At 45.8% G+C, this 25,777-nt stretch carries 22 protein-coding genes; 18 read left to right on the top strand and 4 right to left on the bottom strand.

Annotated features, from left to right (window positions below; translation table 11 throughout):
- Positions 1-74: 74 nt before the first annotated feature.
- Positions 75-323 (bottom strand): DUF3624 domain-containing protein, encoded by a 249-nt coding sequence (locus tag L1D55_RS07635; RefSeq protein WP_239917036.1) that lies wholly within the window; start codon positions 321-323, stop codon positions 75-77.
- Positions 324-410: 87 nt separating this feature from the next.
- On the opposite strand from L1D55_RS07635, the gene L1D55_RS07630 reads away from it, so the two are divergent.
- Positions 411-758 carry a RidA family protein gene (locus L1D55_RS07630; RefSeq protein ID WP_004737155.1) on the top strand — a complete coding sequence of 116 codons (348 nt, stop codon included), beginning with the start codon at positions 411-413 and terminating at the stop codon, positions 756-758.
- A gap of 502 nt (positions 759-1,260) precedes the next feature.
- On the opposite strand, the gene L1D55_RS07625 is transcribed toward L1D55_RS07630, so the two are convergent.
- Positions 1,261-2,727, bottom strand: a complete 1,467-nt coding sequence (locus tag L1D55_RS07625; protein WP_239917035.1) for a dihydrolipoyl dehydrogenase — start codon at positions 2,725-2,727, stop codon at positions 1,261-1,263.
- A gap of 208 nt (positions 2,728-2,935) precedes the next feature.
- Positions 2,936-3,664, bottom strand: a complete 729-nt coding sequence (locus L1D55_RS07620) for a glutathione peroxidase (RefSeq protein WP_004737157.1) — start codon at positions 3,662-3,664, stop codon at positions 2,936-2,938.
- A 220-nt stretch (positions 3,665-3,884) separates the two neighbouring features.
- Between L1D55_RS07620 and oxyR the strand changes: the two genes are divergently transcribed.
- Entirely contained in the window at positions 3,885-4,778 is an 894-nt protein-coding gene (gene oxyR, locus L1D55_RS07615; RefSeq protein ID WP_004737158.1) for a DNA-binding transcriptional regulator OxyR, read from the top strand.
- 93 nt (positions 4,779-4,871) lie between these two features.
- On the opposite strand, the gene L1D55_RS07610 is transcribed toward oxyR, so the two are convergent.
- Complete coding sequence (locus L1D55_RS07610; RefSeq protein ID WP_239917034.1) at positions 4,872-7,433, bottom strand: PBP1A family penicillin-binding protein; 2,562 nt, start codon at positions 7,431-7,433, stop codon at positions 4,872-4,874.
- Positions 7,434-7,584: 151 nt separating this feature from the next.
- Here L1D55_RS07610 and pilM point away from each other — a divergent pair, with 151 nt between their 5' ends.
- From pilM to astA, 16 genes are all read left to right on the top strand, one after another.
- Positions 7,585-8,610, top strand: coding sequence for a type IV pilus assembly protein PilM (gene pilM / locus L1D55_RS07605; protein ID WP_239917033.1), 1,026 nt, complete (start codon positions 7,585-7,587; stop codon positions 8,608-8,610).
- Positions 8,594-9,193, top strand: a complete 600-nt coding sequence (locus L1D55_RS07600; RefSeq protein WP_239917032.1) for a PilN domain-containing protein — start codon at positions 8,594-8,596, stop codon at positions 9,191-9,193. The genes pilM and L1D55_RS07600 overlap by 17 nt, the downstream gene beginning before the upstream one ends.
- The gene (gene pilO, locus L1D55_RS07595) at positions 9,186-9,797 is read left to right on the top strand and encodes a type 4a pilus biogenesis protein PilO (RefSeq protein ID WP_239917031.1); all 612 of its coding nucleotides are present in this window, start codon (positions 9,186-9,188) and stop codon (positions 9,795-9,797) included. The genes L1D55_RS07600 and pilO overlap by 8 nt, the downstream gene beginning before the upstream one ends.
- A complete protein-coding gene (locus tag L1D55_RS07590; protein WP_239917030.1) occupies positions 9,784-10,302 on the top strand; it encodes a pilus assembly protein PilP in 519 nt (172 codons plus the stop codon). The genes pilO and L1D55_RS07590 overlap by 14 nt, the downstream gene beginning before the upstream one ends.
- A gap of 35 nt (positions 10,303-10,337) precedes the next feature.
- Positions 10,338-12,053: a type IV pilus secretin PilQ family protein gene (locus L1D55_RS07585; RefSeq protein WP_239917029.1), complete on the top strand. Its 1,716-nt coding sequence runs from the start codon at positions 10,338-10,340 to the stop codon at positions 12,051-12,053.
- 176 nt (positions 12,054-12,229) lie between these two features.
- Positions 12,230-12,748, top strand: a complete 519-nt coding sequence (gene aroK / locus L1D55_RS07580; protein WP_004737165.1) for a shikimate kinase AroK — start codon at positions 12,230-12,232, stop codon at positions 12,746-12,748.
- Between the two features lie 25 nt (positions 12,749-12,773).
- Positions 12,774-13,862, top strand: coding sequence for a 3-dehydroquinate synthase (gene aroB / locus L1D55_RS07575; protein ID WP_004737166.1), 1,089 nt, complete (start codon positions 12,774-12,776; stop codon positions 13,860-13,862).
- Positions 13,863-13,941: 79 nt separating this feature from the next.
- On the top strand, positions 13,942-15,450 hold the full coding sequence (locus L1D55_RS07570) for an AAA family ATPase (protein ID WP_239917028.1): 1,509 nt from the start codon (positions 13,942-13,944) through the stop codon (positions 15,448-15,450).
- A gap of 69 nt (positions 15,451-15,519) precedes the next feature.
- Positions 15,520-16,365: a Dam family site-specific DNA-(adenine-N6)-methyltransferase gene (locus tag L1D55_RS07565; RefSeq protein ID WP_004737168.1), complete on the top strand. Its 846-nt coding sequence runs from the start codon at positions 15,520-15,522 to the stop codon at positions 16,363-16,365.
- Positions 16,366-16,550: 185 nt separating this feature from the next.
- Positions 16,551-17,225 carry a ribulose-phosphate 3-epimerase gene (gene rpe, locus L1D55_RS07560; protein ID WP_008222304.1) on the top strand — a complete coding sequence of 225 codons (675 nt, stop codon included), beginning with the start codon at positions 16,551-16,553 and terminating at the stop codon, positions 17,223-17,225.
- 120 nt (positions 17,226-17,345) lie between these two features.
- The gene (locus L1D55_RS07555; RefSeq protein ID WP_239917027.1) at positions 17,346-18,032 is read left to right on the top strand and encodes a phosphoglycolate phosphatase; all 687 of its coding nucleotides are present in this window, start codon (positions 17,346-17,348) and stop codon (positions 18,030-18,032) included.
- A gap of 151 nt (positions 18,033-18,183) precedes the next feature.
- Entirely contained in the window at positions 18,184-19,200 is a 1,017-nt protein-coding gene (trpS, locus tag L1D55_RS07550) for a tryptophan--tRNA ligase (RefSeq protein ID WP_004737171.1), read from the top strand.
- A 384-nt stretch (positions 19,201-19,584) separates the two neighbouring features.
- Positions 19,585-22,179, top strand: coding sequence for an ExeM/NucH family extracellular endonuclease (locus L1D55_RS07545; RefSeq protein ID WP_239917026.1), 2,595 nt, complete (start codon positions 19,585-19,587; stop codon positions 22,177-22,179).
- A gap of 209 nt (positions 22,180-22,388) precedes the next feature.
- A complete protein-coding gene (locus tag L1D55_RS07540) occupies positions 22,389-22,967 on the top strand; it encodes an aminodeoxychorismate/anthranilate synthase component II (protein ID WP_239917025.1) in 579 nt (192 codons plus the stop codon).
- A gap of 464 nt (positions 22,968-23,431) precedes the next feature.
- Positions 23,432-24,643 carry an aspartate aminotransferase family protein gene (locus L1D55_RS07535; RefSeq protein WP_102425084.1) on the top strand — a complete coding sequence of 404 codons (1,212 nt, stop codon included), beginning with the start codon at positions 23,432-23,434 and terminating at the stop codon, positions 24,641-24,643.
- Between the two features lie 107 nt (positions 24,644-24,750).
- Complete coding sequence (astA, locus tag L1D55_RS07530; RefSeq protein WP_004737175.1) at positions 24,751-25,770, top strand: arginine N-succinyltransferase; 1,020 nt, start codon at positions 24,751-24,753, stop codon at positions 25,768-25,770.
- The last annotated feature ends 7 nt before the right edge of the window (positions 25,771-25,777 follow it).

The raw sequence follows: 25,777 nt of genomic DNA, 5'->3' as shown, positions 1-25,777 counted from the left end.
CGATGGTTGTGACCAATTATTGGAATATTGAACCTATCATCTAATCATTATTGCCTATCCAACAAACACCTCAGCTAACGCTTTTTGTTCCTCAAAGGCAGCACCACAAACTTCACTATCCAATGCAGCGATAGCAAGCCACTGAATGCGAAAGCGGCCATCATCAAAGCGATGGCGTTGATGGTTTTTGGGTCTTCCCTGAAAAACAGCCACCATACTCCCCAACTCAATATCGACAACACCGTGAGTTGATTCATACAGCGTTGGCAACGACCGAGTTTATTGAAGATTTTTTCATTTTTATTGCAATGAAGACATGTCATCTTGGGCTTGATTCGCGTTATGCTTATTACCCTGATAATAACACGTCACAAGATATTGGATCACGGTGACATAGAGAGAGAAGATCGATGATTGAGCGCCAAGAAACCAAGCAACGTATGAGCCGTATTGTTAAACACAACGGTACTATCTACCTATGTGGCCAAGTTTGTGCGGATGCAACAAAAGGTATTACAGAGCAAACACAGACGATGCTGGATAAAGTAGAAGCGTTACTTGAGCAAGCAGGCAGCGACAAAGAGCACATGCTGTCAGCAACGATTTACTTGAAAGACATGAAAGACTTCCAAGAAATGAACGCAGTATGGGATGCATGGGTTCCAGAAGGTCACGCTCCAGCTCGCGCATGTGTGACTGGCGACATGGCTCGTGAAGCACTACTAGTTGAGATCTCTGTGATTGCAGCTGAGAAGTAATTCTCTCGCATTTAGCGATAAGTAACGGTTTTTAGAGACTCCAGATACCTCGTCCCTCGGTTCTGGAATGACGGATTAAGTTTTGGTTTAGTTGTTTAAATAAATCAACGTCATTCCCGATAGTGACGAAGGAGCGTAGTCGGGAATCTCTGTTTATGTGTGACAAGAGACTCCAGATACTTCGTCCCTCAGTTCTGGAATGACGGATTAAGTTTGGACTTAGTTGCTTAACTAAATCCACGTCATTCCCGATAGTGACGAAGGAGCGTGGTCGGGGATCTCTGTTTACGTGTGACAGAGACTCTAGATACTTCTTCCCTTAGTTCTGGAATGACGGAATTAGTTTTGGCTTAGTTGCTTAACTAAATCAACGTCATTCCCGAAAGCGACGAAGGAGCGTAGTCGGGAATCTGTTATTTACTCGTTGCCAAAAACAAAAAGGAAAGCCAATGGCTTTCCTTTTTAGTATCTAATCTATGTGTTCTGTTTCAATCCACCGAGATTAACAGCCTGGGCCACAGTCTAGACAGTGTTTCACCATCTCTGGACCTAAGTGCAGTTTCGCGTTGAGGTCACGTAGTGCAGTTCGTACACCTTCTTCGATTACTGGGTGATAGAACGGCATATCTAGCATTTCAGAAACCGTCATCTTGTTTTGGTGTGCCCATGCTAATAAGTGCGCCAAGTGTTCTGCGTTTGGTCCCATCATTTCAGCACCAAGGAAGCGACCTGTACCTTGCTCGCCGTAAACGTGCAGAATACCTTTGTTGCGTAGCATTACTCGTGAGCGGCCTTGGTTCTCGAAAGACACTTCACCCGTTGCGAAACAACCACATGTACCTAAGCGGGTGGTGATCTCTTTGTAAGTTTCACCAACCATCGCGATTTGCGGGTCAGAGAAAACCGCTGAGATTTTAGATCGGCGTAGGCCTGCACGAATCTCTGGGAAGCGGCCTGCGTTGTCACCGGCAATGCGCGCTTGGTCTGCTGCTTCATGTAACAGAGGTAGTTGGTTGCTAGCATCGCCCGCAATAAAGATTGATGGTAACGATGTCTGTAGTGTGTAGTGGTCTGCAACTGGCACACCGCGCTCATCAAGCTCAAGAGAGGTATTCTCTAGACCAAGTTTATCCGTGTTAGGACGACGACCTGTTGCAGCCAGCACGTACTCAACGATGTTGGTTTCTAGCTCACCTTGTTTATTGATGAACTGGATTTCGACACGTGGCTCACCCGATTCAGTGGTAATACGCTTCATGCTTTCGATTTTTACGTCGGCATCGAGATAGAACTCTTCATTGAAAGCTATATCTGCGTAAGCCATGATCTCTGGGTCAGTTACTGGGCCAACTTGACCACCCAGACCGAACAGTTTGGTCTTCACACCTAAGCGGTGTAGCGACTGACCAAGTTCTAGACCAATTACACCTGGGCCAAATACGGCAACTGATTCTGGTAAATCATCCCAGCTGAACACGTCATCGTTAATGATTAGGCGGTCGCCAAGCTCATTCCAAACAGCAGGGTAAGCAGGGCGAGAGCCGGTTGCGATAACAATACGCTTTGCCGTGATCACTGTGTGGTCATCAACTTGAAGTGTGTTGTCGTCTAAGAATTTTGCGTAGCCAGAGATCTTATCTTGCTCTGGGATTTCATCTACGCCTTCTAAAACAAAACCAACAAAACGGTCTCGTTCAAACTTCACTCGGTCCATGACTTCACGACCATTAATTACGATATCGCCTTGTGGGTGAACGCCAAAAGCCGGAGCTTTCTCGATTTGGTGTACGCTTTCCGCAGCTGCAATAAGCAGTTTAGATGGCATACAACCAACACGAGCACAGGTTGTACCGTAAGGGCCGCCTTCAATCATCACGACACTGTCAGTGTGTGCTTTTGCAGCGCGGTATGATCCTAGACCTGCCGTACCGCCCCCGATAACTGCTACATCTACATTGACTTGTTTCATAATAATTTTCTCGCAATGGCTAAATTTAGTGTGAACGAACCCCTCCAACTCATGTGATGTTTTTTGTGAGTCAGGATAGCGGGTCAGTTTTGTGGTTCTGTTTTATTAGGTTTAGCTTGTGACTGTAGTTAATGCGAGTCACAAGCTTGATTCAACCCGATAGGGTCAGCTAACCCACAAAGTGAGTGGGTTAGCCTTTTGGCAGTGATTAGCCTAGGAAAGCTTCTAGCTCTTCACTACCACCGATGTGTTTACCACCGATGAATACTTGAGGAACCGTTGTGCGACCAGAGATTGCACGTAGGCTTACAGTAGTAGCGTCTTTACCTAGCACTACTTCTTCGTAGTTTAGACCTTTGTCGATTAGGTTCTGTTTCGCTTTCATACAGAAAGGACAGCCTGGCTTAGTGAATACTGTGATTGACTCTTGCTCTTTGTGCTCTGGAGCAATGTAGTTCAGCATAGTATCTGCATCAGAAACCTTGAACGGGTCGCCTGGTACGTCTTCTTCGATGAACATTTTCTCTACCACGCCGTTCTTAACCAGCATGCTGTAGCGCCATGAACGTTTGCCGAAGCCGATGTCGTTTTTCTCAACTAGCATACCCATGCCGTCTGTGAAATCACCGTTACCATCTGGGATGAATGTGATGTTTTCTGCTTCTTGGTCTGCTTTCCATGCGTTCATTACGAACGTATCGTTTACAGAAACACAAAGGATGTCATCAACACCGTTCTCTTTGAACACTGAATGTAGTTCGTTGTAACGAGGAAGGTGGCTTGACGAACAAGTTGGCGTAAACGCGCCTGGTAGGCTGAATACGATAACTGTTTTGTCTTTGAATAGCTCTTCAGTCGTTACGTTAACCCATGCATCACCTTGGCGAGTTGGGAATGTTACTTGAGGGATTGATTGACCTTCTTTAGATGCAAACATATTGATTTCCTTAAATGATATTTTAATTTTGTTCTATTAGAGCTTAACGCTTTTCGCTGCTCTGTTTCGTTTTGTTGAGCCCATTATTAGATAAATTCTTTGATAGCTCTAATCGTTTGATGTTATGGTTTTGATAGGTAAATTCTATCAAGAGCATTTTTCTTTTAAATGTTGCTATGAAAACCCTTGTTCTTATTAAACCTGAGGTAAGAGACTGATCATGAACATTCGTGACTTTGAATACTTGGTGGCGCTCGCAGAGCACAAACACTTCCGTAAAGCGGCAGAAGCGTGCTTTGTCAGTCAGCCAACACTAAGCGGTCAAATACGCAAACTAGAAGATGAAATCGGACTTCAGTTAACCGAGCGTAGTCCAAGGAAGGTCATATTTACAGAATCAGGGTTACAACTTGTTGAACAAGCCAAGCGTATTCTCAACGAAGTGAAGACTTTTAAGGATATGGCGAGTGGTCACGGTGAAGCGATGACAGGACCAATGCATATTGGCTTCATTCCAACCGTGGGTCCTTACATTCTGCCTAAGATTGTTCCTCATCTTAAAGAGAGCTTTCCCGAGTTAGAGCTGTACCTGCATGAAGCGCAAACTCATCAATTAGTGAGCCAATTGGAAGATGGCAAGCTGGACTGCTTGGTACTGGCTGCAGTTGATGAAACTGCGGTGTTCAAAGAGATTGATGTGTATGACGAGCCATTAAGTGTCGCGGTTCCATGTGACCATGAGTGGGCTCAGCAGGACACGGTAGATATGCTTCAACTCAACGGACAGACAGTCTTAGCACTTGGTGATGGTCACTGTTTAAGAGACCAAGCCCTAGGGTTCTGTTTTGCTGCGGGTGCAAAAGACGATGAGCGCTTTAAAGCGACCAGCCTAGAGACGCTGCGTAACATGGTCGCGGCAGGCGCGGGGATTACCTTGCTACCTCAATTATCAGTACCAAAAGAAAAGCAGAAAGATGGTGTGTGCTACGTGCCTGCGGTAAACCCAACGCCTTCGCGTCGTATTGTGGTTGCGTACCGTCCGGGCTCTCCATTGAAAGGGCGCTTTGAGCAACTGGCGGAGACGATTCGCACTCAGTTGGAAAAGGTCGTTTAGCTTAACCTCCGTATAGCAGATATTAAAAAAGGGTTGATATAAATTCATATCAACCCTTTTTATTTGCTTATGTTGCTAGGTTCAAAGAACTACCTAGAACAGCTCTTCTACCGTTTCACCTGAAGAGGTGGAGTAGATATCATCATTGAAACGTTCAGTGATGTACTCAGTAGGCTCTGTGCCTTTCTCGAAGTACTCAAACATTGATGAGCTATCGTACTTGTTGGTCAGTAAGCCAGTATCACGGTCAATACGAACACGAACGATGTTTTCTGGAATCTCTTTGCGTTGTGCTGGAACACCGGCCAATGCCGTACCCATGAAGTCTACCCATGCAGGTTCTGCTGTCTTAGCACCAGCTTCCGCACCAGTAATCTGGTTCTTACCAAGGTTAGAGTTCGCTTTAGTACGACCTAGGTTACGGTTGTGGTTATCAAAACCAACCCATACCGTTGCAACCATGCCTGGGCCATAGCCGCTGTACCAAGTATCTTTCGAGTCGTTAGTTGTACCTGTTTTGCCGCCAATATCACGACGTTTCAGTGGTTGAGCACGCCAACCTGTACCGTTCCAACCGGTTCCTGCACTCCAATCACCGCCGCCCCAGATGTTGCTGTACATCATTTCACGAACTAGGAATGCGTTCTGCTCAGAGATAACTTGAGGAGCGTATTGCACTTTCGCATCCACATCTTGCTCGGCAAACTCATCCGCCATTGGATCGGTCGTGATGGTTTGTTTGCAATCTTCTTTACAGACAACTTTTGGTGTTGCTTCAAACTCAGTCTCGCCAAATGGAGTCTCAACGCGGCTGATGTAGAAAGGTTCAACATAGTAACCACCGTTAGCGAATACTGAGTAACCTTGTGCTACTTTCATTGGCGTTAAACTACCAGCACCTAGCGCAATAGTTTCAGAACGAGGCACTTCATCGATATCAAAACCAAAGCGAGTTAGGTAGTTACGAGTGTCATCTAAGCCAACTTCACGCAGTACACGTACCGCCATTACGTTTTTCGATTGAGCTAAGCCAATACGTAAACGGGTAGGGCCGACGTAAGTTGGTGGCGAGTTCTTTGGTCGCCATGCCGTACCTTGGCTCTTATCCCATTGGTTGATCGGCGCATCGTTGATAAGAGAAGCTAGCGTTAAACCTTTCTCAATTGCAGCTGAGTAAATGAAAGGCTTGATACCAGAACCCACTTGACGAATAGATTGCGTCGCACGGTTGAATTTGTTGTGTACGAAGTTAAAGCCACCAACCATCGACAATACAGCGCCGTTGTTTGGATTCATTGCTACGAATGCAGTGTTCGCATTCGGCACTTGGCTTAGGCGCCAAACTACTGGAGTGTCAGATTCTGTTGTTACTGACTCTTCTGTTGCTTCCTCAGAGACTTCGTCACCTGTGATGGCGTCATGACGTACCCAAACTTGTTCACCAACAGCAAGAATCTCTTTTGCTTGAGAAGGTGCCGGACCTTGGCGGTCGTCTGTTAGGAACTTACGCGCCCAATTCATACCTTGCCATTCGATAGTGCCTTCGCCTTGATTCTTCACCCATACTTTAGCGCTTTTCGAATCAACAGCAGTCACGACTGCAGGAACTAGGTCACCATAAGTTGGTTGAGACTTTAGGTGTTTAACGATCTTGTCGTGGTCCCAAGCCGATTGAGCGGTTTGCCAAAGTACTTTTTCAGCACCACGGTAGCCGTGACGCTCATCGTAGCTAAGTAGGTTCTTAATCGCAGCTTGGTTTGCCGCTTTTTGCAGCTTCGAATCAACGGTTGTGTAGACCTTCATACCAGAGGTATATGCGTCTTCACCGTAGCGTTCAACCATCCAAGCACGAGCTACTTCTGCCACGTATGGTGCGCTCAGTTCGATCTCTGCACCGTGGTACTTTGATACAAGCTGTTCATTGCTTGCTTCATCAAACTCGGCTTGAGTGATGTATTTCTCGTCGAGCATACGACGCAATACAACGTTACGACGGTTAGTCGCACGTTCAATAGAGTAGATAGGGTTCATGGTTGATGGTGCTTTCGGCATACCAGCCAGAGTCGCGATCTCACTCAGCGTAAGATCCGGAAGATCTTTACCAAAGTAGACTCGTGCTGCTGCGCCAAAACCATACGAACGGTGACCAAGGAAGATCTTGTTAACGTAAAGTTCCATGATCTCTTCTTTGCTCAGCAGTTGCTCAATATGGATCGCAATGAAGATCTCTTTAATCTTACGCATGATCTTTTTCTCATTAGATAAGAAGAAGTTACGCGCAAGCTGCTGAGTAATGGTACTAGCACCTTGTTTTGCCGAACCTGACATCGCTACTACGATAGCTGCACGAGTAATGCCGATTGGGTCAATACCAGGGTGTTCGTAGAAACGGCTATCCTCGGTAGCAATCAAAGCCTCAACTAAGTGGCGAGGGATCTCGTCATAAGTCACTGGAATACGACGTTTTTCACCAAATTGGGAGATCAACTTACCGTCTTGGCTGAAGACCTGCATTGGAGTTTGGAGTTCTACGTCGCGCAAAGTGGCAACATCAGGCAACTCTGGTTTTACGTAGTAATAAAACCCAAAAATTGTACTGACTCCAAGAATCATGCAAATCAATGTAAATATGAATAATCGCTTTATGAACTTCACCGGATAATCCCTGATTAGTTAAGGCTGATAAGCAGCAAACCCTTGTACTCTAGGCTAAAAAATTAGCTTTCGTTTATTAACGCTTATTTAACTAATAATCACAACCCCTAGATAATCAACGAAATGCTTGGCACTTCAGGAGCTAGGTCACATGGGTTCATCATTAATTACAGGTATAGATATAAATCACCACAGCATCAAAGCTGTGGTGCTAAAACCCGTGGGGGAATTGTATGCCCTAGTGGGATACAAAGAGCTGCCGATTTCGGACGACATTTTTACAGCTAACCATACTTTGGAGTATCAGAAAACTGTTAAGAAACTCAAAGAACTTAGGAAAGGGCTGCCTTTCGGCTGTCGTAATGTCGCCATTTCGGTACCTGATAACACGGTGATCAGCAAGGTACTGCAAATTGAGAGTGAACTCGAAGACAGAGAGAAAGAGTTTTCGATTTATCAAACCTTCGCCCATCAATCTCCTTTTCCCATCGAGGAGCTGAGTTTAGATTTTGTGAAGCTGGAAGACAAACGATTTGGTAAAGGTTCGACGAGCAGTTATCAGGTTTATGCCACTCGCAAAGAAGTGGTTGATAGCCGAGCAGAAGCATTAACCAAGGCTGGCTTTAAACCTGTTGTCGTTGATACGCAGGCGCATGGCTTACTTCATGTTTGGCAGCTTGCCTCACGCTTATACCCAGAGAAAAGCAATTGGCTGTTGGTGGACATTGGCGTTGATCAAACCTCGCTGGGCATCATTCCTCAGGGTGCTGCCCCTTTCTATAAAGACATCGCCTTTGGTACGCAAGACCTTTGCAGTATCGAGAATCCCAATGATATCGAGGCTGCGTTTGGCAGTGCTCAGGACACTCATCAATTTATCGTTAACTTGATTGAAAAGCTCAAACGTCAGTTGCAGCTCTATTCCTCGGTGAATGCTCACCAACCTATTTTAGGTATTTGGTTAATGGGCGAGGGTGCCAGTACGCCAATGGTGACTGAAGAGCTTGAGCGCCATTTTCAGCTGAGCTGTGAATCATTGAATCCTTTATCCCTGTTTGAAAATAAGGTCGCGAGGAAGCGCCGCCTGCAAATGGATTGGCAACATTTTGGTATTGCTGCGGGTATGGCGATGAGCGGACTTAAATGGCAGGGAGAGAAGCATGTTGCATCAAATTAATCTGCTACCTTGGCGAGATGAGATTCGTGCTCAACACCGAAAGCGTTTTATCCATTTAGTTATCCTTGGCGTGATTGTGGCTGGGGCTGGGCAATGGGCAGTCGGAAACTATTTCCATGATCAACAGGCTAAACAGCAAGCTCGTCTTAATTATCTCAACCAATACATTGCAGGGCTCGACCGACAGATTCAGTCATTAAAAGTCGCGGAGCAAGAGCACAAAGCCATTTTGACTCGACTTGATGTCGTGGAATCTTTGCAGCTCGGTCGCAATAAAACCACCGACTTTATGAACTTGATGCCGGAGCTGATTCCTGAGGGCGTGTATGTCGACAAGATAAAGATGAACGGCCAAGAGATTGAGATGGCGGGTATCAGTGACAGTACCGCTCGTCTCGCCACCATGCTGGATAACTTAGAACGCTCTGAATCCCTCAAAGGGGTCGAGATGCACTCTATTGTCCATAACCGTAAGCGATTCAATAAAGAGTTTCAGACCTTCAAGGTGTCTTTCGTGTTCAGCCCTGTGTCATTAGAGAGCACAACTGTAAATCGAAAGGGTAAGGGGGCTAACCATGGCTAGCTTTCAAAACATGATGAGCCTGCAAGAGCTTGATATTGATGAGATCACCGAGTGGCCACTGCTGCCTCAGTTATTGGTGATTCTATTGCTGGTGGCGCTCATTCAAGGGCTGGGAACCTGGTTCTATATTCTACCCTTGGATGATGAGCTACAGCAAATGAAGCAGCAAGAGCAGACCTTGAAAGCAACACTGCGTATCAAAGCCAATAAGGTTGCGGCTTTGCCTAAGCTTCAGGGGCAGCTAGATGAACTAACTAGTCGCTATGATTACCTGTTAGAACAGCTGCCTGTGCAAAAGGAGTTGGCGAGCATGTTGGCATCAGTCAATGAGCTTGGCTTAGACAACTCACTAACCTTTACCCGAATCGACTGGGGCGAAAAACAGAACAAAGCCTTCCTATACCGCTTACCTCTTAACATCGAACTGACAGGTGATTACCACGAGATTGGTGATTTTTCTGCAGCTATCGCCAAGCTCCCACGAATCATCAGCTTTGATGATGTGAGCTGGCAGAGAGTGAGCCAAGAAAGCAGCACACTTCACTTTAGAGTTCGAGCTTATACCTACCAGTTTAAGTCGGAGGTCCACGATGAGGCTCAATAGCGCGCTTTATTCAACGTTGTTACTGCTGATGTTGTCAGGCTGCAAAGCCAATCAAGACTCATTAGAAGACTTTGTGGTGCAGGTTGAGCTCAAAGCGAAAAAAGAAGTTGAGCAGCTTGTTCCTGCGACTGAGTTCTCAGCCGCTACCTATCAACGACGTGCTTTTCGTCCTCCCTTTGAGTTACCCAAAGAAGCGAACGTGCAAAACCAGCCCTTGGTGAAGAAAGATTGCTGGCAACCCAGCGCCCGTGCTCGCAGTGGCAAGTTAGAGAAATACCCACTGAGTAAATTGCGCTTGAAAGGTGTGATGGGCAGTGGAACGAGTGTGTTTGGGCTTGTACAAACGCCTAAGGGCAATGTCGTCAATGTGAAAAAAGGCCAGTTTATCGGCTTAAACAATGGCCGAATTACGAAGGTAACGAGCCAGTACGTTTTGATTAATGAAACTCTTCCAGATGGCTTAGGTTGTTGGCATAAACGCAACGTTAGGCTGGCTCTGAAATAAACCAATGTCACATGATGTGGATATGAGATGTAAATATGAATAAAGGAATAAGTGGATTAGTGAGCAAAGCTCTACAAGGTTTTGCTGTGTCTGTGATGTTGGTTTTTAGCGTATTTGGTTACGCAGAGAGCTCGTCTAATAAATTAGAGAACATTGATTTTAGAGTTAACAAGGATACAGACGCTGTCATTATCATTGAGCTAGCAACCAGTAGCGCGGTCGTTGATGTTCAGCGAGCACAAGAAGGCTTGAGCATCGAACTTATCAATACAGAAGTGGATGATGACAAGCTCTACCTCCTGGACGTCAAAGATTTCGCGACTCTGGTTGAGGGTATTGAAGTATACAAAGAGACACCAAGCACTCGGTTATTGGCAACGATTAACAGTGACTATCAATACGAATATGACCTCAAGGGGCGATTTATCGAGGTGGTGATCAGTAAGCCTACAATTGAAGAAGTTGCGACGGAGAAAAGCGTACTTGAAAAAGAAGGTAAGCTGATATCGATTAACTTCCAAGATATCCCAGTTCGAAATGTCCTTCAGTTGATTGCTGACTACAATGAGTTCAACTTGGTGGTATCAGACTCGGTCGCGGGTAACCTGACGCTACGTTTGGATGGGGTTCCTTGGCAGCAAGTTCTCGATATTATCTTGCAAGTTAAGGGCTTGGATAAGCGCGTTGATGGCAACGTTATCTTGGTCGCTCCCAAAGCAGAACTGGATCTGAGAGAACAGCAAGCGCTCGAAAAATCCCGTTTAGAGGAAGAGCTTGGGGAGCTTAAATCCGAAATCATCAAGATTAACTTTGCCAAAGCCACCGATATTGCTGACATGATTGGCGGTGAAGGGGCGGTGAGTATGTTGTCTGATCGCGGCTCAATTACCATAGATGAACGTACTAACTCTTTGTTGATTCGCGAGTTGGAAGAGAACATTGCGGTGATCCGCGGCATTATTGAGTCGTTAGATATCCCGGTGAAGCAAGTACAGATAGAGGCGCGCATAGTTACCGTCACCGAAGGTAATCTTGATGAACTCGGCGTACGTTGGGGCGTTTCATCGACCAACGGAAGCTTCACTGTTGGTGGTTCAATTGAAGGCAACCACCCATCAGCCATTACACCTTATGACGATAGCAGCAGTAGTGTTATTGATGACTACCTTAACGTGAATTTGGCGGCGACATCGCCAAATGCCTCGAGTATTGCGTTTCAGGTAGCCAAGCTTGGCTCAGATACGCTGCTCGATCTGGAGCTATCAGCCCTGCAACAAGAGTCTAAGGCGGAGATCATCTCTAGCCCACGCTTAATCACCACCAATAAAAAGCCGGCTTACATTGAGCAAGGTACTGAAATTCCTTACTTAGAGTCCTCTTCGAGTGGTGCAACGTCCGTCGCATTTAAGAAAGCTGTGTTGAGTTTGAAAGTTACCCCTCAAATCACACCAGACAATCGCTTGGTTCTGGATTTGAGTGTGACTCAAGATAGACCTGGGCAAGTGGTGAAAACTGGAACGGGGGAAGCGGTCGCGATAGATACCCAAAGAATAGGTACGCAAGTGCTTGTTAATAATGGTGAAACCGTTGTTCTTGGTGGAATATTTCAACACAGTGTCAGTAGTACAGTCGATAAAGTTCCTCTGTTGGGAGACCTTCCTTTATTGGGTGCATTGTTCCGTCGCAGCTACGAAAATGTGGGTAAAAGTGAACTGCTTATCTTTGTTACACCTAAAGTTGTGATTCAGTAACGTACAATTAGATTAAAAATAAAGTTGCATTAGTGGCACCTAACCTTGATAATTTCGGGTCTTATCACGAATTATCTGTGAGGAATCGGTGCCACGGGCCTTTTAATTTCAGTACTTGTACTGACCTACCTTGTGGCGATGTCATTGAATTAACGTTGTAAATTACTGCTAAAAACATGGCTGAGAAACGCAATATTTTTCTTGTTGGCCCAATGGGCGCCGGCAAAAGTACAATTGGTAGACACCTAGCTTCCCAACTTCATATGGAGTTTCTAGACTCTGACACTGTGATTGAAGAGCGCACTGGCGCAGACATCGCATGGGTTTTTGATGTTGAGGGCGAAGAAGGTTTCCGTAAGCGCGAAGAATCTGTAATCAACGATCTGACTGAAGAGCAAGGTATTGTTCTAGCGACAGGTGGTGGTTCAGTGATGAGCAAAGAAAACCGTAACCGTCTATCTGCACGAGGCATTGTTGTATACCTAGAGACAACAATTGAAAAGCAACTTGCTCGCACAAACCGCGACAAGAAACGCCCTCTACTTCAAACAGACAACCCGCGTGATGTGCTAGAAGATCTAGCTGTATCTCGCAACGCACTATACGAAGAAGTGGCGGACTACACAGTTCGTACTGACGACCAAAGTGCAAAAGTGGTAGCCAACCAGATCGTAAAAATGCTAGAAGAACGTTAAGTTCATTTTTTCGGAGAGCAAACCCATGGAACGGATTACGGTCAATCTAGCTGAGCGTAGCTACCCTATCTCTATTGGCGCCGGGTTATTTGACGACCCGGCGTACCTTTCTTTTTTATCAGGCAAGCAGAAAGTTGTTGTTATCAGTAATGTGACAGTAGCGCCTCTTTACGCTGATAAAATTCTATCTCTACTGGATCAAGTTGGCTGTCAGACATCTCTTCTAGAGTTACCTGATGGTGAGCAATACAAAACGCTTGAAACGTTCAATTCAGTGATGAGCTATATGCTTGAAGGAAATTACAGCCGCGATGTGGTGGTAATTGCTTTAGGTGGTGGTGTTATCGGTGATTTGGTCGGTTTTGCTGCATCTTGTTACCAGCGTGGTATTGATTTCATTCAAATCCCGACAACGCTTCTTTCTCAAGTGGACTCTTCTGTTGGTGGCAAAACCGCAGTAAACCATCCTCTTGGTAAGAACATGATCGGTGCATTCTACCAACCAAAATCTGTGATCATCGATACCAACTGTTTATCAACGCTTCCTGAGCGTGAGTTTGCAGCGGGCATTGCTGAAGTCATCAAATACGGCATCATTTACGATGAAGCCTTCTTTGATTGGTTGGAGCAGAATCTAGAGAAACTTTATCAACTTGATGAACAAGCACTGATTACTGCAATTGCTCGTTGTTGTGCAATTAAGGCTGAAGTGGTTGCTCTAGATGAAAAAGAGTCAGGAATCAGAGCGTTATTGAACCTAGGTCATACATTTGGTCATGCGATCGAAGCAGAACTAGGCTATGGTAATTGGCTACATGGTGAAGCTGTGTCTTCGGGTACTGTAATGGCAGCGAAAACGGCTCAGTTACAGGGACTGATCACTCAGCAGCAGCTTGAGCGAATTATTTCTATACTCAAGAATGCGAAACTGCCAGTTCATACGCCAGAAAGCATGTCTTTTGAAGACTTTATGACACACATGATGCGTGATAAGAAAGTGCTGTCTGGTCAATTACGTCTGGTATTGCCAACAAGTATTGGTACTGCTGAAGTGGTTGCTGATGTGCCTCAGGACATCATTAAACAAGCGATTGATTTCTGCCGTACTCTTTAAATTTGGTTGTGAGGTTGCCTAGTTAAACTCTAGGCAACTGAAGCGTTTTACTGATCGATCTAATCAGTAGGGATCCGCAATGAGTTTGGCTCATGAATTAAGAGTATTAGAGTTAGAGTCTCAAGTTGAGCTGCTAGAGCGCTTACAGCTTTTGACTAACTTTGGTTCAAATCTAGTAACGGTGGCTGGTAAACCTGGCTCCGGCCGTTCTTGGTTAGCACAGCGTTATCTCGAAGCGTGGGCGACAGAAAAAAATCAGTGTTTACTGCTTTGTCATCCAAGCCAAGACGACCAACAACGCCGCACGCTTATTCTTAGCCAAATTGTTTCTGATCCGCTATTTAATCAACATGACTCCTTATCTGATAGCCTAGCAAGGTTGCTGGATGGTGAGCCGTGTAGTGTGGTTATCGTTGTCGATGATGCCCACCGACTCTCTGAGCTATTGGTATCCGAACTATGGATGTTGGTACTGGAGGCTCAAGCTAATCCCCAATGGACGATCATTATCGTTCTTTTCTCAGAAATTGGTCACCTAGACACCTTACTCACACGTCTAAGTTACGGCCAACAACACAAGCCTATCGATCTTGAGATCGATGACCTTTCGCAACCAGAAGCTGAACATTTCTTTGAATCACTAGTGATTCGATATGTGGATGATGAGTCTGAAACTCGTGTGCGACGTGCGTTTAACAAAGCGCAACCTCTGCCTGGCGAGCTAATGGCTTTAGGAGAATTGAAAGTGGAAAAAAGGATTATTATTCGCTCAATCATTGGCTCACCAATCAATATCGCGATTGTGGTGGCCCTATTGCTGTTGTTAATTGGTGGTGGTTATTGGTGGATGTTCAGCCAACCGACCCCGGATGACAAAGCGCAATCTCTGATCGCACCAATCGAGCAGACTGCTATTCCAACCTTTGAAGTGGACAGTGGCTCAGAACAAGGTGGTGTTGAGGGAGTTGTAGACACTGCAACGTCAACTGACATCAGTTATCAAGGCGCTGATGATGACAGTTCATCTTTGCCACCGGTTGTGGTGGAAGAGACGGCTAGCGTGGGTGAGGTTGAGCAAGACCAACAGCGTGTCGTGATTACTTCGGATGTGGTTGATGCTCTGCTGGATGATAAGGCTCAGAGTGCCGATACTAGTGCGATTGATGCTGCGGTTGAAGAGAACACTCAAGTAGAGGCTAATTCACAGGCTGACGCTGAAGCGGTTGCTCCAGCTGATGAAGAATCTGACTTAACCGAATCAACGCCTCCGACTAAGAAGATCACCTTCTCGTTTGCTCGTGAGGAGCTACAGGCTATCTCACCGCGAGCGTACACCTTACAGCTGAGTGCGATGACTTCACTGGAGGATGTGCAATCTTTCATTGAAGAATACGACCTCGAGAACAAGGTTCGTATTTACCCAACTCTGCGTAGCGATACCAAGTGGTTTATCATCACTTACCAAGATTACCCGACGATTCAGGTGGCGCGAGATGCGGTAAGTACACTCTCGAAACCACTTCAACAGTTAGAACCTTGGGCTAAATCGATGAATCAAGTGCATCGAGAGATAGAACGTGCGAAATAACCCTGAGCTTAGTCTCAAAATATGTTACATTCCGCAGCCGTATTTTTGTGTTGATAGATAGAGCAGTAAATGAAAAAGCAGCGTGCCTTTCTAAAATGGGCTGGTGGTAAATATGGCCTAGTTGAAGACATCCAACGTCACCTGCCACCTGCTCGTAAATTGGTAGAACCATTTGTTGGTGCTGGTTCTGTGTTTTTGAACACGGACTACGAACAGTACCTGCTGGCTGATATCAATCCCGATCTTATCAACCTGTACAACCTACTTAAAACCGACCCTGAGACCTACATTGCGGAAGCAAAGCGCTGGTTCTGCCCTGAGAACAACCGCAAAGAAGCCTTCTTAGATATCCGAGCTCAGTTCAACGATACTGACAATGTTATGTATCGCTCACTTGCTTTCTTGTACATGAACCGATTTGGCTTCAATGGCCTGTGTCGCTACAACAAGAAAGGCGGTTTTAACGTTCCGTTTGGTTCTTACAAAAAGCCTTACTTCCCAGAAGCTGAGCTGGAATTTTTTGCTGAAAAAGCGAAAAAGGCCACCTTCGTGTGTGAGGGATACCATGAGACTTTTAGCCGTGCCCGTAAAGGTTGCGTGGTTTACTGCGATCCTCCGTACGCACCGCTCTCAAATACCGCTAACTTTACCTCTTACGCAGGTAATGGCTTCAGCTTAGATGATCAAGCAGCACTGGCTGACGTTGCTGAAAAAGCGGCGACAGAACGCGGCATCCCTGTGTTGATTTCTAACCACGACACGACATTAACGCGTCGCTTGTATCATGGTGCAGAATTGAACGTGGTGAAGGTGAAACGCACCATCAGTCGTAATGGTGCTGGTCGTAATAAAGTGGATGAGCTATTGGCGCTGTTCCATCAAGATAAAAACCAGCAACACGCTGCAGCAGAATAACCTCGATCCCCTCAAATTGAGTGACCAACAGGTACTTTCTTAAACTAATCTTTCGAACTGCTAGGATCTGCCTAGGTGCTTAGGTAGAATTGCACACCAAATAGTCTTGGGGTTGAATCTTGTATGCGTATGAGGTGCCACCAAGGCGGTGAACTCGCAATTTACTTACTCTTAAGAGGTTTGGTATGAAAGATTTTCTAATCGCTCCATCAATTTTGTCTGCAGATTTTGCTCGTCTTGGTGAAGACGTTGAAAAAGTACTCGCAGCCGGTGCCGACGTTGTGCACTTTGATGTGATGGATAACCACTACGTACCTAACCTGACTTTTGGCGCGCCTATCTGTAAAGCACTACGTGACTACGGTATTACTGCTCCAATCGATGTTCACCTAATGGTGAAGCCGGTTGATAACATCGTGCCTGAGTTTGCAAAAGCTGGCGCATCGATGATTACCTTCCACGTAGAAGCATCAGAGCACATCGATCGCACTCTCCAGCTGATCAAAGAGCACGGCTGTAAAGCGGGCGTGGTTCTAAACCCTGCAACACCACTATCTTGCCTAGATTACATCATGGACAAAGTAGACATGATTCTATTGATGTCTGTGAACCCAGGTTTCGGCGGCCAATCTTTCATTCCTCACACGCTTGATAAGCTGCGCGCAGTTCGTAAGCTGATTGACGAGTCTGGTCGTGATATTCGCCTAGAGATCGACGGTGGTGTAAAGGTTGATAATATTCGTGAAATCGCAGAAGCGGGCGCAGATATGTTCGTTGCTGGCTCAGCTATCTTCAATCAACCAGATTACAAAGAAGTGATTGATGAGATGCGTGCAGAGCTTGCAAAAGTAAACGCATAAAAGTAGAACTAGGGTCAGTTGACCTAAAATCAAAAAATTTAGATTAAGGGGGCTGATTAGCCCCTTTTTTACGTCTTATAGCTCAACACATGAGACGAATATAATTAATAGGAAAGTAAGATGTCATTAAGCTCAATAAAACTGATCGCCTTTGATTTGGATGGAACCTTGTTAGACAGCGTGCCTGATTTGGCAGTAGCTGCTGACCAAGCTTGTCAGGAGCTAGGCTTCCCTTCAGTGAGTGAAGAACAAGTTCGTGATTATGTAGGTAACGGTGCTGACGTGCTTATCGGTCGTTCATTAAGCCGCAACCTAACTGTGGACCCAAGCTTAGAGCCAGAGCTACTGAAAAAAGCGCGTATCTTGTTTGATGACTTCTACGAGGAGGGTGGTCATAAGCTGAGCCACCTTTACCCATCAGTAAAAGAGACGCTGGCAGAGCTGCACAAAGCGGGCTTTACTATGGCATTGGTAACTAACAAGCCATCGAAGTTTGTGCCAGACGTGCTAGCGCAACACGGTATCGATAAGTACTTTGTAGATGTACTTGGCGGTGACTCTTTCCCAGAGAAAAAACCGAACCCAGTAGCGCTAAACTGGTTGCTAGAAAAGCACAATGTGAAAGCAGAAGAGATGCTAATGGTTGGCGACTCAAGCAACGATATTAAAGCGGCAAAGAACGCGGGGTGTCACTCGTTTGGCCTGACTTACGGCTACAACCACGGTGAGCCTATTTCAGCATCAAACCCTGACTATGTGGCAGATAATGTCGCGCAATTGCTCGATGTCGTTCTAGTTTCTGCATAAAGCGGACAAAAGTTAGCTAACCCACTAGCAAAATACTTATCAATGAGTACACTGGATGAGCCGCGCAGAAAGAGCTGTGCGGCTTTTCTATATTTAAGTTAAGAAGCTAAGCCATCAATTGACTTAGCGAATAAGCAAAGGAATTAAAACCATGAGCAAGCCCATCGTATTGAGTGGTGTTCAACCATCTGGTGAACTAAGTATCGGTAACTACTTGGGTGCTCTACGTCAATGGCAACAGATGCAAGATGACTACGATTGCCAATACTGTGTGGTAGACCTTCACGCAATTACGGTTCGCCAAGATCCGAAAGCACTGCATGAAGCGACTCTAGACGCACTAGCAATCTGTCTTGCTGTCGGTGTTGATCCAAAGAAGAGCACGCTATTTGTTCAGTCTCACGTACCTGAGCATGCTCAACTTGGTTGGCTTCTTAACTGTTACACACAAATGGGTGAACTGAGCCGTATGACTCAGTTTAAAGACAAATCTGCACGTCACTCAAACGACGTAAACGTAGGTCTGTTTGATTACCCAGTGTTGATGGCTGCAGACATCCTGCTTTACGGTGCTCACCAAGTGCCAGTAGGTAGCGACCAGAAACAACACCTAGAGTTAGCGCGTGATATCGCAACTCGCTTCAACAACATCTACTCGCCAGAGCAACCAATCTTCGAAGTGCCAGAACCGTACATCCCAACAGTGAATGCACGTGTAATGAGCCTACAAGATGCGACGAAGAAGATGTCTAAGTCGGACGACAACCGTAAGAACGTGATTACTCTGCTAGAAGAGCCTAAGTCGATCATCAAGAAGATCAACAAAGCGCAAACGGATGCAGAAACACCACCACGTATTGCTCATGACTGGGAAAACAAAGCGGGTATCTCTAACCTGATGGGTCTTTACTCGGCAGCAACAGGTAAAACATTCGAAGAGATCGAAGCGCAGTACCAAGGTGTTGAAATGTACGGCCCATTCAAGAAAGATGTGGGTGCCGCGATTGTTGAGATGCTTGAGCCGATTCAAGCGGAATACCACCGTATCCGTGCTGATCGTGCCTACATGGACGCAGTAATGAAAGCGGGCGCAGAAAAAGCTTCTGAGCGCGCAGCAGTAACGCTGAAGAAAGCATACGAAGCAGTAGGTTTTGTAACTCGCCCATAGGGTGACTCAACACCTTCCGCTGTAAAATCTGAGCCCAAAGTGACTACGTTTACTTTGGGCTTTTTAGTGCCCGCTAGCTAAGGCTTCCCAATAATCGTGCTGTTTGAATTGATGATTTACGCATTTAATGACTAACACATCTGTAACATCTATGTTGTGCAGAATATCTTATTAAATGAGTTTTGGTTTTATAAATTCCTACTCATTTCTATTTGTGTTGGAAATATATTGCGTGCCAAACAATTGATGATTCCAAAGTGATAAGTTCCTCATTTTCTTGCCAACTGACTTATTCCTTTCATAAATAAACCTGATAGTTACCACAAAATACATGACTGCCCATAGATGGCAGTAATTATAAATCGATGAACTCAGGTGAAACGGATGGCTCTTTTACACAAACCTTCATTGCTAGCAGTGGCAATTGGCAGCTTGTTAACCACAAGCGCGCACGCTGATTTGTTTATTTCACAATACGTGGAAGGCGGCAGCTACAACAAAGCGGTTGAGATCGCCAATAACGGCGACAGCAGCATTAATTTAGATGGTTATTCACTGGCTAAATCAGCGAATGGCAACGGATCATGGGGCGCCACTTTACCGTTAGATGGCCACGTTTTAGCGCCTGGTGAGGTACTTGTTGTTGCGCATAGCAGTGCAAGCGATGAGATTAAAGCGGTCGCTGACATTCTTAATGCTTCATTGGCTAATCACAATGGTGATGACCCGTTGGCTATCCTGAATGCAGACTCAAGCGTGTTGGACATGGTTGGCGTTATGGGCGATGTCGACTGGGGTAAAGATGTTACCTTAGTTCGTGCTGAGCAAACCCCATCGGCGACGTTTGATGCTTCACAATGGGTATCGCTACCGAAGGACAGTATTGAAGGTCTAGGTTCTCTAGATAATGTTGAGCTGCCAGAAGCCTTTGCTTGTACGCAAGACGGCGCTGCTCCAGTATTTACCACCATTCAAGAAATCCAAGGCGAGGGCGCAACATCGCCGTTCATAGATGGCTACCCGTACATCACCGACGATGAGTATTTCGTAAAGGGGGTGGTAAGCGCGGTCACTACCGGCCTCACCAAAGGTTTCTATCTGCAAGCCCTTGAGGATGATTTCAACCCAAGCACTTCTGAAGGTCTATTTGTTCATACCAATCAATCTAGCTCTGAATTAGCTGCAGGCGATGTGGTGTGTGTTAAAGGTAAAGTACAAGAATACTACAGCCACACTCAGCTTAAAGTTGAAAACAATCAATGGTTAAAGCAAGGCGAGCAGGACGCGCCAGACGCGACAGCCATTGAAGTATTAGATACAGATGAGAACTTCGCGGCGACACTTGAGCGTTACGAAGGCATGTTGGTGAAAACAACCGAAGCTCTTGATATGCGTGTAACGCGTACCTTCGGTTATGACTACGCTGGTCGTCGTAACAACATGGTTTTGGCGCATGAGCGTATCAACATGCAACCAAACCAACTTTTTGCAGCGGGTTCTGATGCAGCGAAACAGCAAACAGAAGACAATGCTGACCGTCGTCTTTTCGTAGAGACTGACCAAAAAGCGGGTGATGGACAAGTTCCTTTCTACCCAGATTTTGGTCGTACCGACATCGACCAAGATGGCTCAACGGAAGACTATATCCGTATTGATGACACTATTGTTGGTCTAGAAGGCGTGTTGACCTACAGCTATGGTGAATACCGCCTGATTACGACTAACCAGATCACAGCTGAAAACTTCGTTCGCAACGACCCGCGTACCGACAAACCAGATATGGATGAAGGCGACCTACGTATTGCGACCTTTAATGTACTGAACTACTTCAACTCTCCATTTGGCGGTGATGCGAACCAGCATGGTAATAACCGTGGTGCAAACACCATCACTGAGTTTGAAGTACAACAAGAGAAGATTGTAAACGCGATTCTTCGCTTGGATGCTGACATCATCGGCTTGATGGAAATTGAGAACAATGGCTTTGGTGAAGGTTCGGCAATTCAACAGCTTGTGAATCAACTGAATGATCGTATTGAGCATAAGAAAGACCGTTACACCTTTGTCGCTGTCGACTCTAATGAAGATGGCGTTACCGACGAAATGGACTCGATCGGCACTGATGTGATTACTACGGGTGTTATCTACCGTAAGAAGGTGGTTAAGCTTAAAGACAGCCGTGTAATCGCGATGCCAAGCCAGCAAGCACCAGAGGTGTTAGACGACTCAGGTAAGGTGATTGAAGATGGTAAGAACTACCAACGTGACTCATTGGCGCCAACCTTTAAGGTGAAGGGCACCAAAGAGAAACTGACTGTAGCGATTAACCACTTTAAATCGAAAGGTTCTAAGTGTTGGGAAGATGCAGCACCTATTGAGCAAGGCGGTCAAGGTGGCGTAGATGCTGATAAGCAAGGCTCATGTGAGAACTTCCGTGTTGCAGCGGCGGTTGCACTGGGCGAAGCACTCGATAGCATTGAAGGTCACAAAGTGATTCTGGGTGATATGAACTCGTATGGCATGGAAGATCCAATGCTGGTGCTGACAGATTACTCTGAAGAGAAGTACGGTAAGCAGATCAAAGCGGCGCGTAACACTTACATTAATGGCGTTGAGCAGTTTGGTGATAACGGTGCGGTGATTACTAAGAACTACGGCTATGTTAATACGGTCGCGCAGAAGCACCCAGACAGCTGGAGCTACTCATACAACGATGAAGTGGGTGCGTTAGACCACTTATTGGTGAGCGAGAGCTTAAAAGACATGGTGGTGGATGCGACCGATTGGCATATCAATGGTGGTGAATCGACGTTGTTTGACTACAACGAAGAGTACAAAGGCGACCTACCTAAGTACCAAGACCACTTCCGCTCATCGGATCATGATCCTGCGGTTCTTGAGCTAAAAGTCGGTGGTTCGTTTGGCTTTGGCGCGTTAATGTCACTGTTTGGCCTAGCGATGTGGCGCCGTCGTAAGTAGTAAGCAAATCAGCTTTACTGCTAACGGTGAAAGTGAGTACACGTCACCAAATGCGGGTAATTGACAGTTATCTGTAAACAATTAAGGTCAACTTAGGTTGGCCTTAATTATTGGTGAAATGCAGTTTCCACTTGCCTTTCGCTATGGGTATTGCACAATACCGCCCCTATATCTCCCAATCATTTAGTATTTAGCAAACGATTTCACCCATGTTACTTATCATCGATAACTACGACTCTTTTACCTATAACTTATATCAGTATTTCTGTGAGTTAGGGGTAACTGTAAAAGTTGTACGCAACGATGAAATTGATATTGCGGGTATTGAAGCGCTGAATCCTAGTCACCTTGTTATCTCCCCGGGTCCTTGTACACCGGATGATGCGGGTATCTCTCTACAAGTCATAGAACACTTCGTTGGCAAACTACCTATCTTAGGTGTGTGTCTTGGCCATCAAGCCATTGCTCAGGTGTTTGGCGGTGAAGTGGTGAGAGCAAGACAAGTGATGCACGGTAAAACCTCACCGATACGCCACAATGATAAGAGTGTTTTCCAAGGGCTGAATAACCCACTAACCGTCACGCGTTATCACTCCCTTGTGGTGAAAAACGGCACACTACCAGATTGCTTTGAACTGACTTCTTGGACAGAGCTTGAAGATGGCAGTATGGATGAGATCATGGGCTATCAACACAAAACCTTGCCAATTGATGCGGTTCAGTTCCACCCTGAATCGATTAAAACAGAGCAAGGGCACCAACTTCTGGCTAACTTTTTAGCACGTTAAGTGTTTAAAGCAGGCGTTTTACTCTCCTAAATAGGTGAGCTTAACCTGCGAACTCCTTCGTTATACGTTTTAATTCGAGTTTTACCGAGCTCGATCCTTCTGACGCCGATCACTTTTTATAACATTTCTTCCTCATCAGGCTAAGTTTTTAGCCTATGCAAAGTTATTCGCCGTATTTCCTTTTGAACCCAATATACCGCTGTGCCCGTAAGGCTTTGCCTTTGCAGGATAGGCGTATACTTAAAAAAAGCTTCATAAAACAGGTTGATTGATGCATAAATAGTCATAGGTAGTGAGGTTTAGCTGGTTGTGAGGGATGGCTAAAGAATAATCTACTATTGAAAACGTTAATTAAATGTAAATATAATGCTGCAGCGGGATTGTAGCGAGACAAAATTTTTTCGTCTCACTTATGAATCATTACGCTTATTTGCGAAGCTTGCGGTATCGAGAAGGAATGTACGATGACAGTGGAAAATAATGTAGAACGTAGTCTGTTTAATGAGGTGATGGTGCCTTGTTATAACCCAATGGAAATGATCCCGGTAAAAGGGGAAGGCGCACGCGTATGGGACCAACAAGGCCGAGAGTATATCGACTTTGCTGGTGGTATTGCTGTGAGCTGTTTGGGTCACTGTCACCCAGCAATGGTGAATGCCGTTACTGAGCAAGCAAACAAGATTTGGCACCTAAGTAATGTAATGACTAACGAACCTGCACTGCGTTTAGCGAAGAAGCTAACTGACGTATGTTTTGCAGAAAAAGTATTCTTTGCGAACTCTGGAGCAGAAGCGAATGAAGCAGCACTTAAGCTAGCTCGTCGTTGGGCAGCAGATGTTCACGGTCCTGAGAAATCTGAAATCATTGCATTCAAACAAGGTTTCCACGGTCGTACTTTCTTTACTGTAACCGTTGGTGGTCAAGAGGCTTACTCTGATGGCTTCGGTCCAAAACCAGGCGATGTAACTCACCTGCCTTACAACGATATTGCGGCTCTAGAAGCGCATATCTCTGATCGCACTTGTGCAATCATGATGGAACCTCTGCAAGGCGAGGGCGGTATCATTTCTCCAACGGCTGAGTTCGTTAATACGGTTCGTGAACTGTGTGACAAACACAATGCACTGCTGATTTTTGATGAAGTACAAACAGGTAACGGCCGTACTGGTGATTTCTATGCTTACCAAGGTCTAGGTGTAACACCAGACATCCTAAGCACGGCGAAGTCACTAGGTGGCGGTTTCCCTATCGGCGCAATGCTAACGACATCTGAACTGGCAACACACCTTAAGGTTGGTACGCATGGTTCTACTTACGGTGGTAACCCACTGGCGTGTGCGGTAGCAGAAGCTGTAGTTGACGTAGTTAGTCAACCTGAAACTCTGGCTGGCGTGAAAGAGCGCGAAGCGCTATTCCGTGATGGTCTAACTAAGATTAACGATAAATACCAAATTTTCAGTGAGATTCGTGGTAAAGGCTTACTGTTAGGTGCTGCACTAAATGACGAATGGCAAGGACGTGCGCGCGACGTATTGGTAGCAGCAGGCGAGCAAGGTCTGATGGTACTGGTTGCGGGTGCAAACGTGGTTCGTTTTACTCCATCACTGGTTATCACTAAACAAGAAATTGAAGAAGGCTTATCAAAACTAGACAAAGCAATCGCTACGCTAGTTTAGCCTGAGCGGCGTCATAGGAATGATCGCCACTAGAGCGAGCCCATGACGTACTGCTAAAGGCCCAAGCTTCAGGTTTTGGGCCTATTTTGCATCTGGAGGGAATATTGATGCTAGTTGTTCGCCCAATAAAACTGTCTGATTACGATGCGCTGCACACCTGTGCGGTTGAATCAGGTCATGGATTCACATCTCTTCCGGTTAACGAAGAATTGTTAACTAACCGAATTACCCACTCTGAATACAGCTTTGCGAAAGCAGACGTGACTGAACCTGGTGATGAAGGCTACCTAATGGTGGGCTTTGACGCTGAAACTGGCGAAGTCGCTGGTACAACAGGTATCGAAGCTTCGATTGGCTGGGATGTGCCTTTTTACTCGTACCACATCAGTAAAGTGGTTCACTCTTCACAGCGCCTTAAAGTGAATAACGTGGTTAAACTGTTGACGTTTGGTAATAACTACACAGGTTGCAGCGAAATTTGTACGCTGTTCTTACGTCCTGATTACCGCAAAGGCCTGAACGGTCGACTGATGTCTAAGTGTCGCTTTTTACTGATGGCTGAGCACCCAGAGCGTTTCTCGAAAACGATCTTTGCTGAGATGCGTGGTGTATCAGATGCAGAAGGCAACTCGCCATTCTGGAAATGGTTGCAAGAGCACTTCTTCTCGATTGATTTCACACTAGCCGATTACCTAACGGGTATTGGTAAGAAAGGCTTCATCGCGGATCTTATGCCGAAGCTGCCAATCTATGTAAACCTATTGAGTGAAGAAGCTCAGGCGGTGATTGGCCAAGTGCACGACAACACTCGCCCAGCATTGAAACTGCTGGAACGTGAAGGTTTCACTAATCGTGGTTACGTCGACATCTTTGATGCGGGACCAACGGTTGAGTGTGATTTAAGAAACATCGAATCTGTACGTCACTCCGTTCGAGCACAGGTTCAAATTGCAGAGCACTCTAGCTCTAAAGACTTCCTAATTGGTAATACCTCGTTTGAAAACTTCCGTGCAGTAGCCGCGAAAGGTGCGTATGACCAAGCAAGCGACACAGTGATTTTATCATCTGAAGTAGCAAGCGCTCTTGAAGTAAAAGAAGGCGATTTCGTTCGCATGCTGGCTCAATAAGAGCGGC

It is taken from the genome of Vibrio sp. Isolate22, assembly GCF_022398115.1.
Taxonomy (GTDB): Bacteria; Pseudomonadota; Gammaproteobacteria; order Enterobacterales; family Vibrionaceae; genus Vibrio.
Note: the sequence above shows the minus strand (reverse complement) of the source record. Positions and strands in the feature narration are given on the sequence as shown.

Bases quoted from the DNA above. Each gene is read 5' to 3' on its own strand.
- L1D55_RS07600 (WP_239917032.1), top strand. From the start codon at position 8,594: ATGTTGCATCAAATTAATCTGCTACCTTGGCGAGATGAGATTCGTGCT.
- astA (WP_004737175.1), top strand. From the start codon at position 24,751: ATGCTAGTTGTTCGCCCAATAAAACTGTCTGATTACGATGCGCTGCAC.
- L1D55_RS07535 (WP_102425084.1), top strand. From the start codon at position 23,432: ATGACAGTGGAAAATAATGTAGAACGTAGTCTGTTTAATGAGGTGATG.
- L1D55_RS07540 (WP_239917025.1), top strand. From the start codon at position 22,389: ATGTTACTTATCATCGATAACTACGACTCTTTTACCTATAACTTATAT.
- pilM (WP_239917033.1), top strand. From the start codon at position 7,585: ATGGGTTCATCATTAATTACAGGTATAGATATAAATCACCACAGCATC.
- L1D55_RS07620 (WP_004737157.1), bottom strand. From the start codon at position 3,664: ATGTTTGCATCTAAAGAAGGTCAATCAATCCCTCAAGTAACATTCCCA.
- aroK (WP_004737165.1), top strand. From the start codon at position 12,230: ATGGCTGAGAAACGCAATATTTTTCTTGTTGGCCCAATGGGCGCCGGC.
- pilO (WP_239917031.1), top strand. From the start codon at position 9,186: ATGGCTAGCTTTCAAAACATGATGAGCCTGCAAGAGCTTGATATTGAT.
- oxyR (WP_004737158.1), top strand. From the start codon at position 3,885: ATGAACATTCGTGACTTTGAATACTTGGTGGCGCTCGCAGAGCACAAA.
- L1D55_RS07565 (WP_004737168.1), top strand. From the start codon at position 15,520: ATGAAAAAGCAGCGTGCCTTTCTAAAATGGGCTGGTGGTAAATATGGC.
- L1D55_RS07625 (WP_239917035.1), bottom strand. From the start codon at position 2,727: ATGAAACAAGTCAATGTAGATGTAGCAGTTATCGGGGGCGGTACGGCA.
- aroB (WP_004737166.1), top strand. From the start codon at position 12,774: ATGGAACGGATTACGGTCAATCTAGCTGAGCGTAGCTACCCTATCTCT.
- rpe (WP_008222304.1), top strand. From the start codon at position 16,551: ATGAAAGATTTTCTAATCGCTCCATCAATTTTGTCTGCAGATTTTGCT.
- L1D55_RS07635 (WP_239917036.1), bottom strand. From the start codon at position 323: ATGACATGTCTTCATTGCAATAAAAATGAAAAAATCTTCAATAAACTC.
- L1D55_RS07590 (WP_239917030.1), top strand. From the start codon at position 9,784: ATGAGGCTCAATAGCGCGCTTTATTCAACGTTGTTACTGCTGATGTTG.
- trpS (WP_004737171.1), top strand. From the start codon at position 18,184: ATGAGCAAGCCCATCGTATTGAGTGGTGTTCAACCATCTGGTGAACTA.
- L1D55_RS07570 (WP_239917028.1), top strand. From the start codon at position 13,942: ATGAGTTTGGCTCATGAATTAAGAGTATTAGAGTTAGAGTCTCAAGTT.
- L1D55_RS07585 (WP_239917029.1), top strand. From the start codon at position 10,338: ATGAATAAAGGAATAAGTGGATTAGTGAGCAAAGCTCTACAAGGTTTT.
- L1D55_RS07555 (WP_239917027.1), top strand. From the start codon at position 17,346: ATGTCATTAAGCTCAATAAAACTGATCGCCTTTGATTTGGATGGAACC.
- L1D55_RS07545 (WP_239917026.1), top strand. From the start codon at position 19,585: ATGGCTCTTTTACACAAACCTTCATTGCTAGCAGTGGCAATTGGCAGC.
- L1D55_RS07630 (WP_004737155.1), top strand. From the start codon at position 411: ATGATTGAGCGCCAAGAAACCAAGCAACGTATGAGCCGTATTGTTAAA.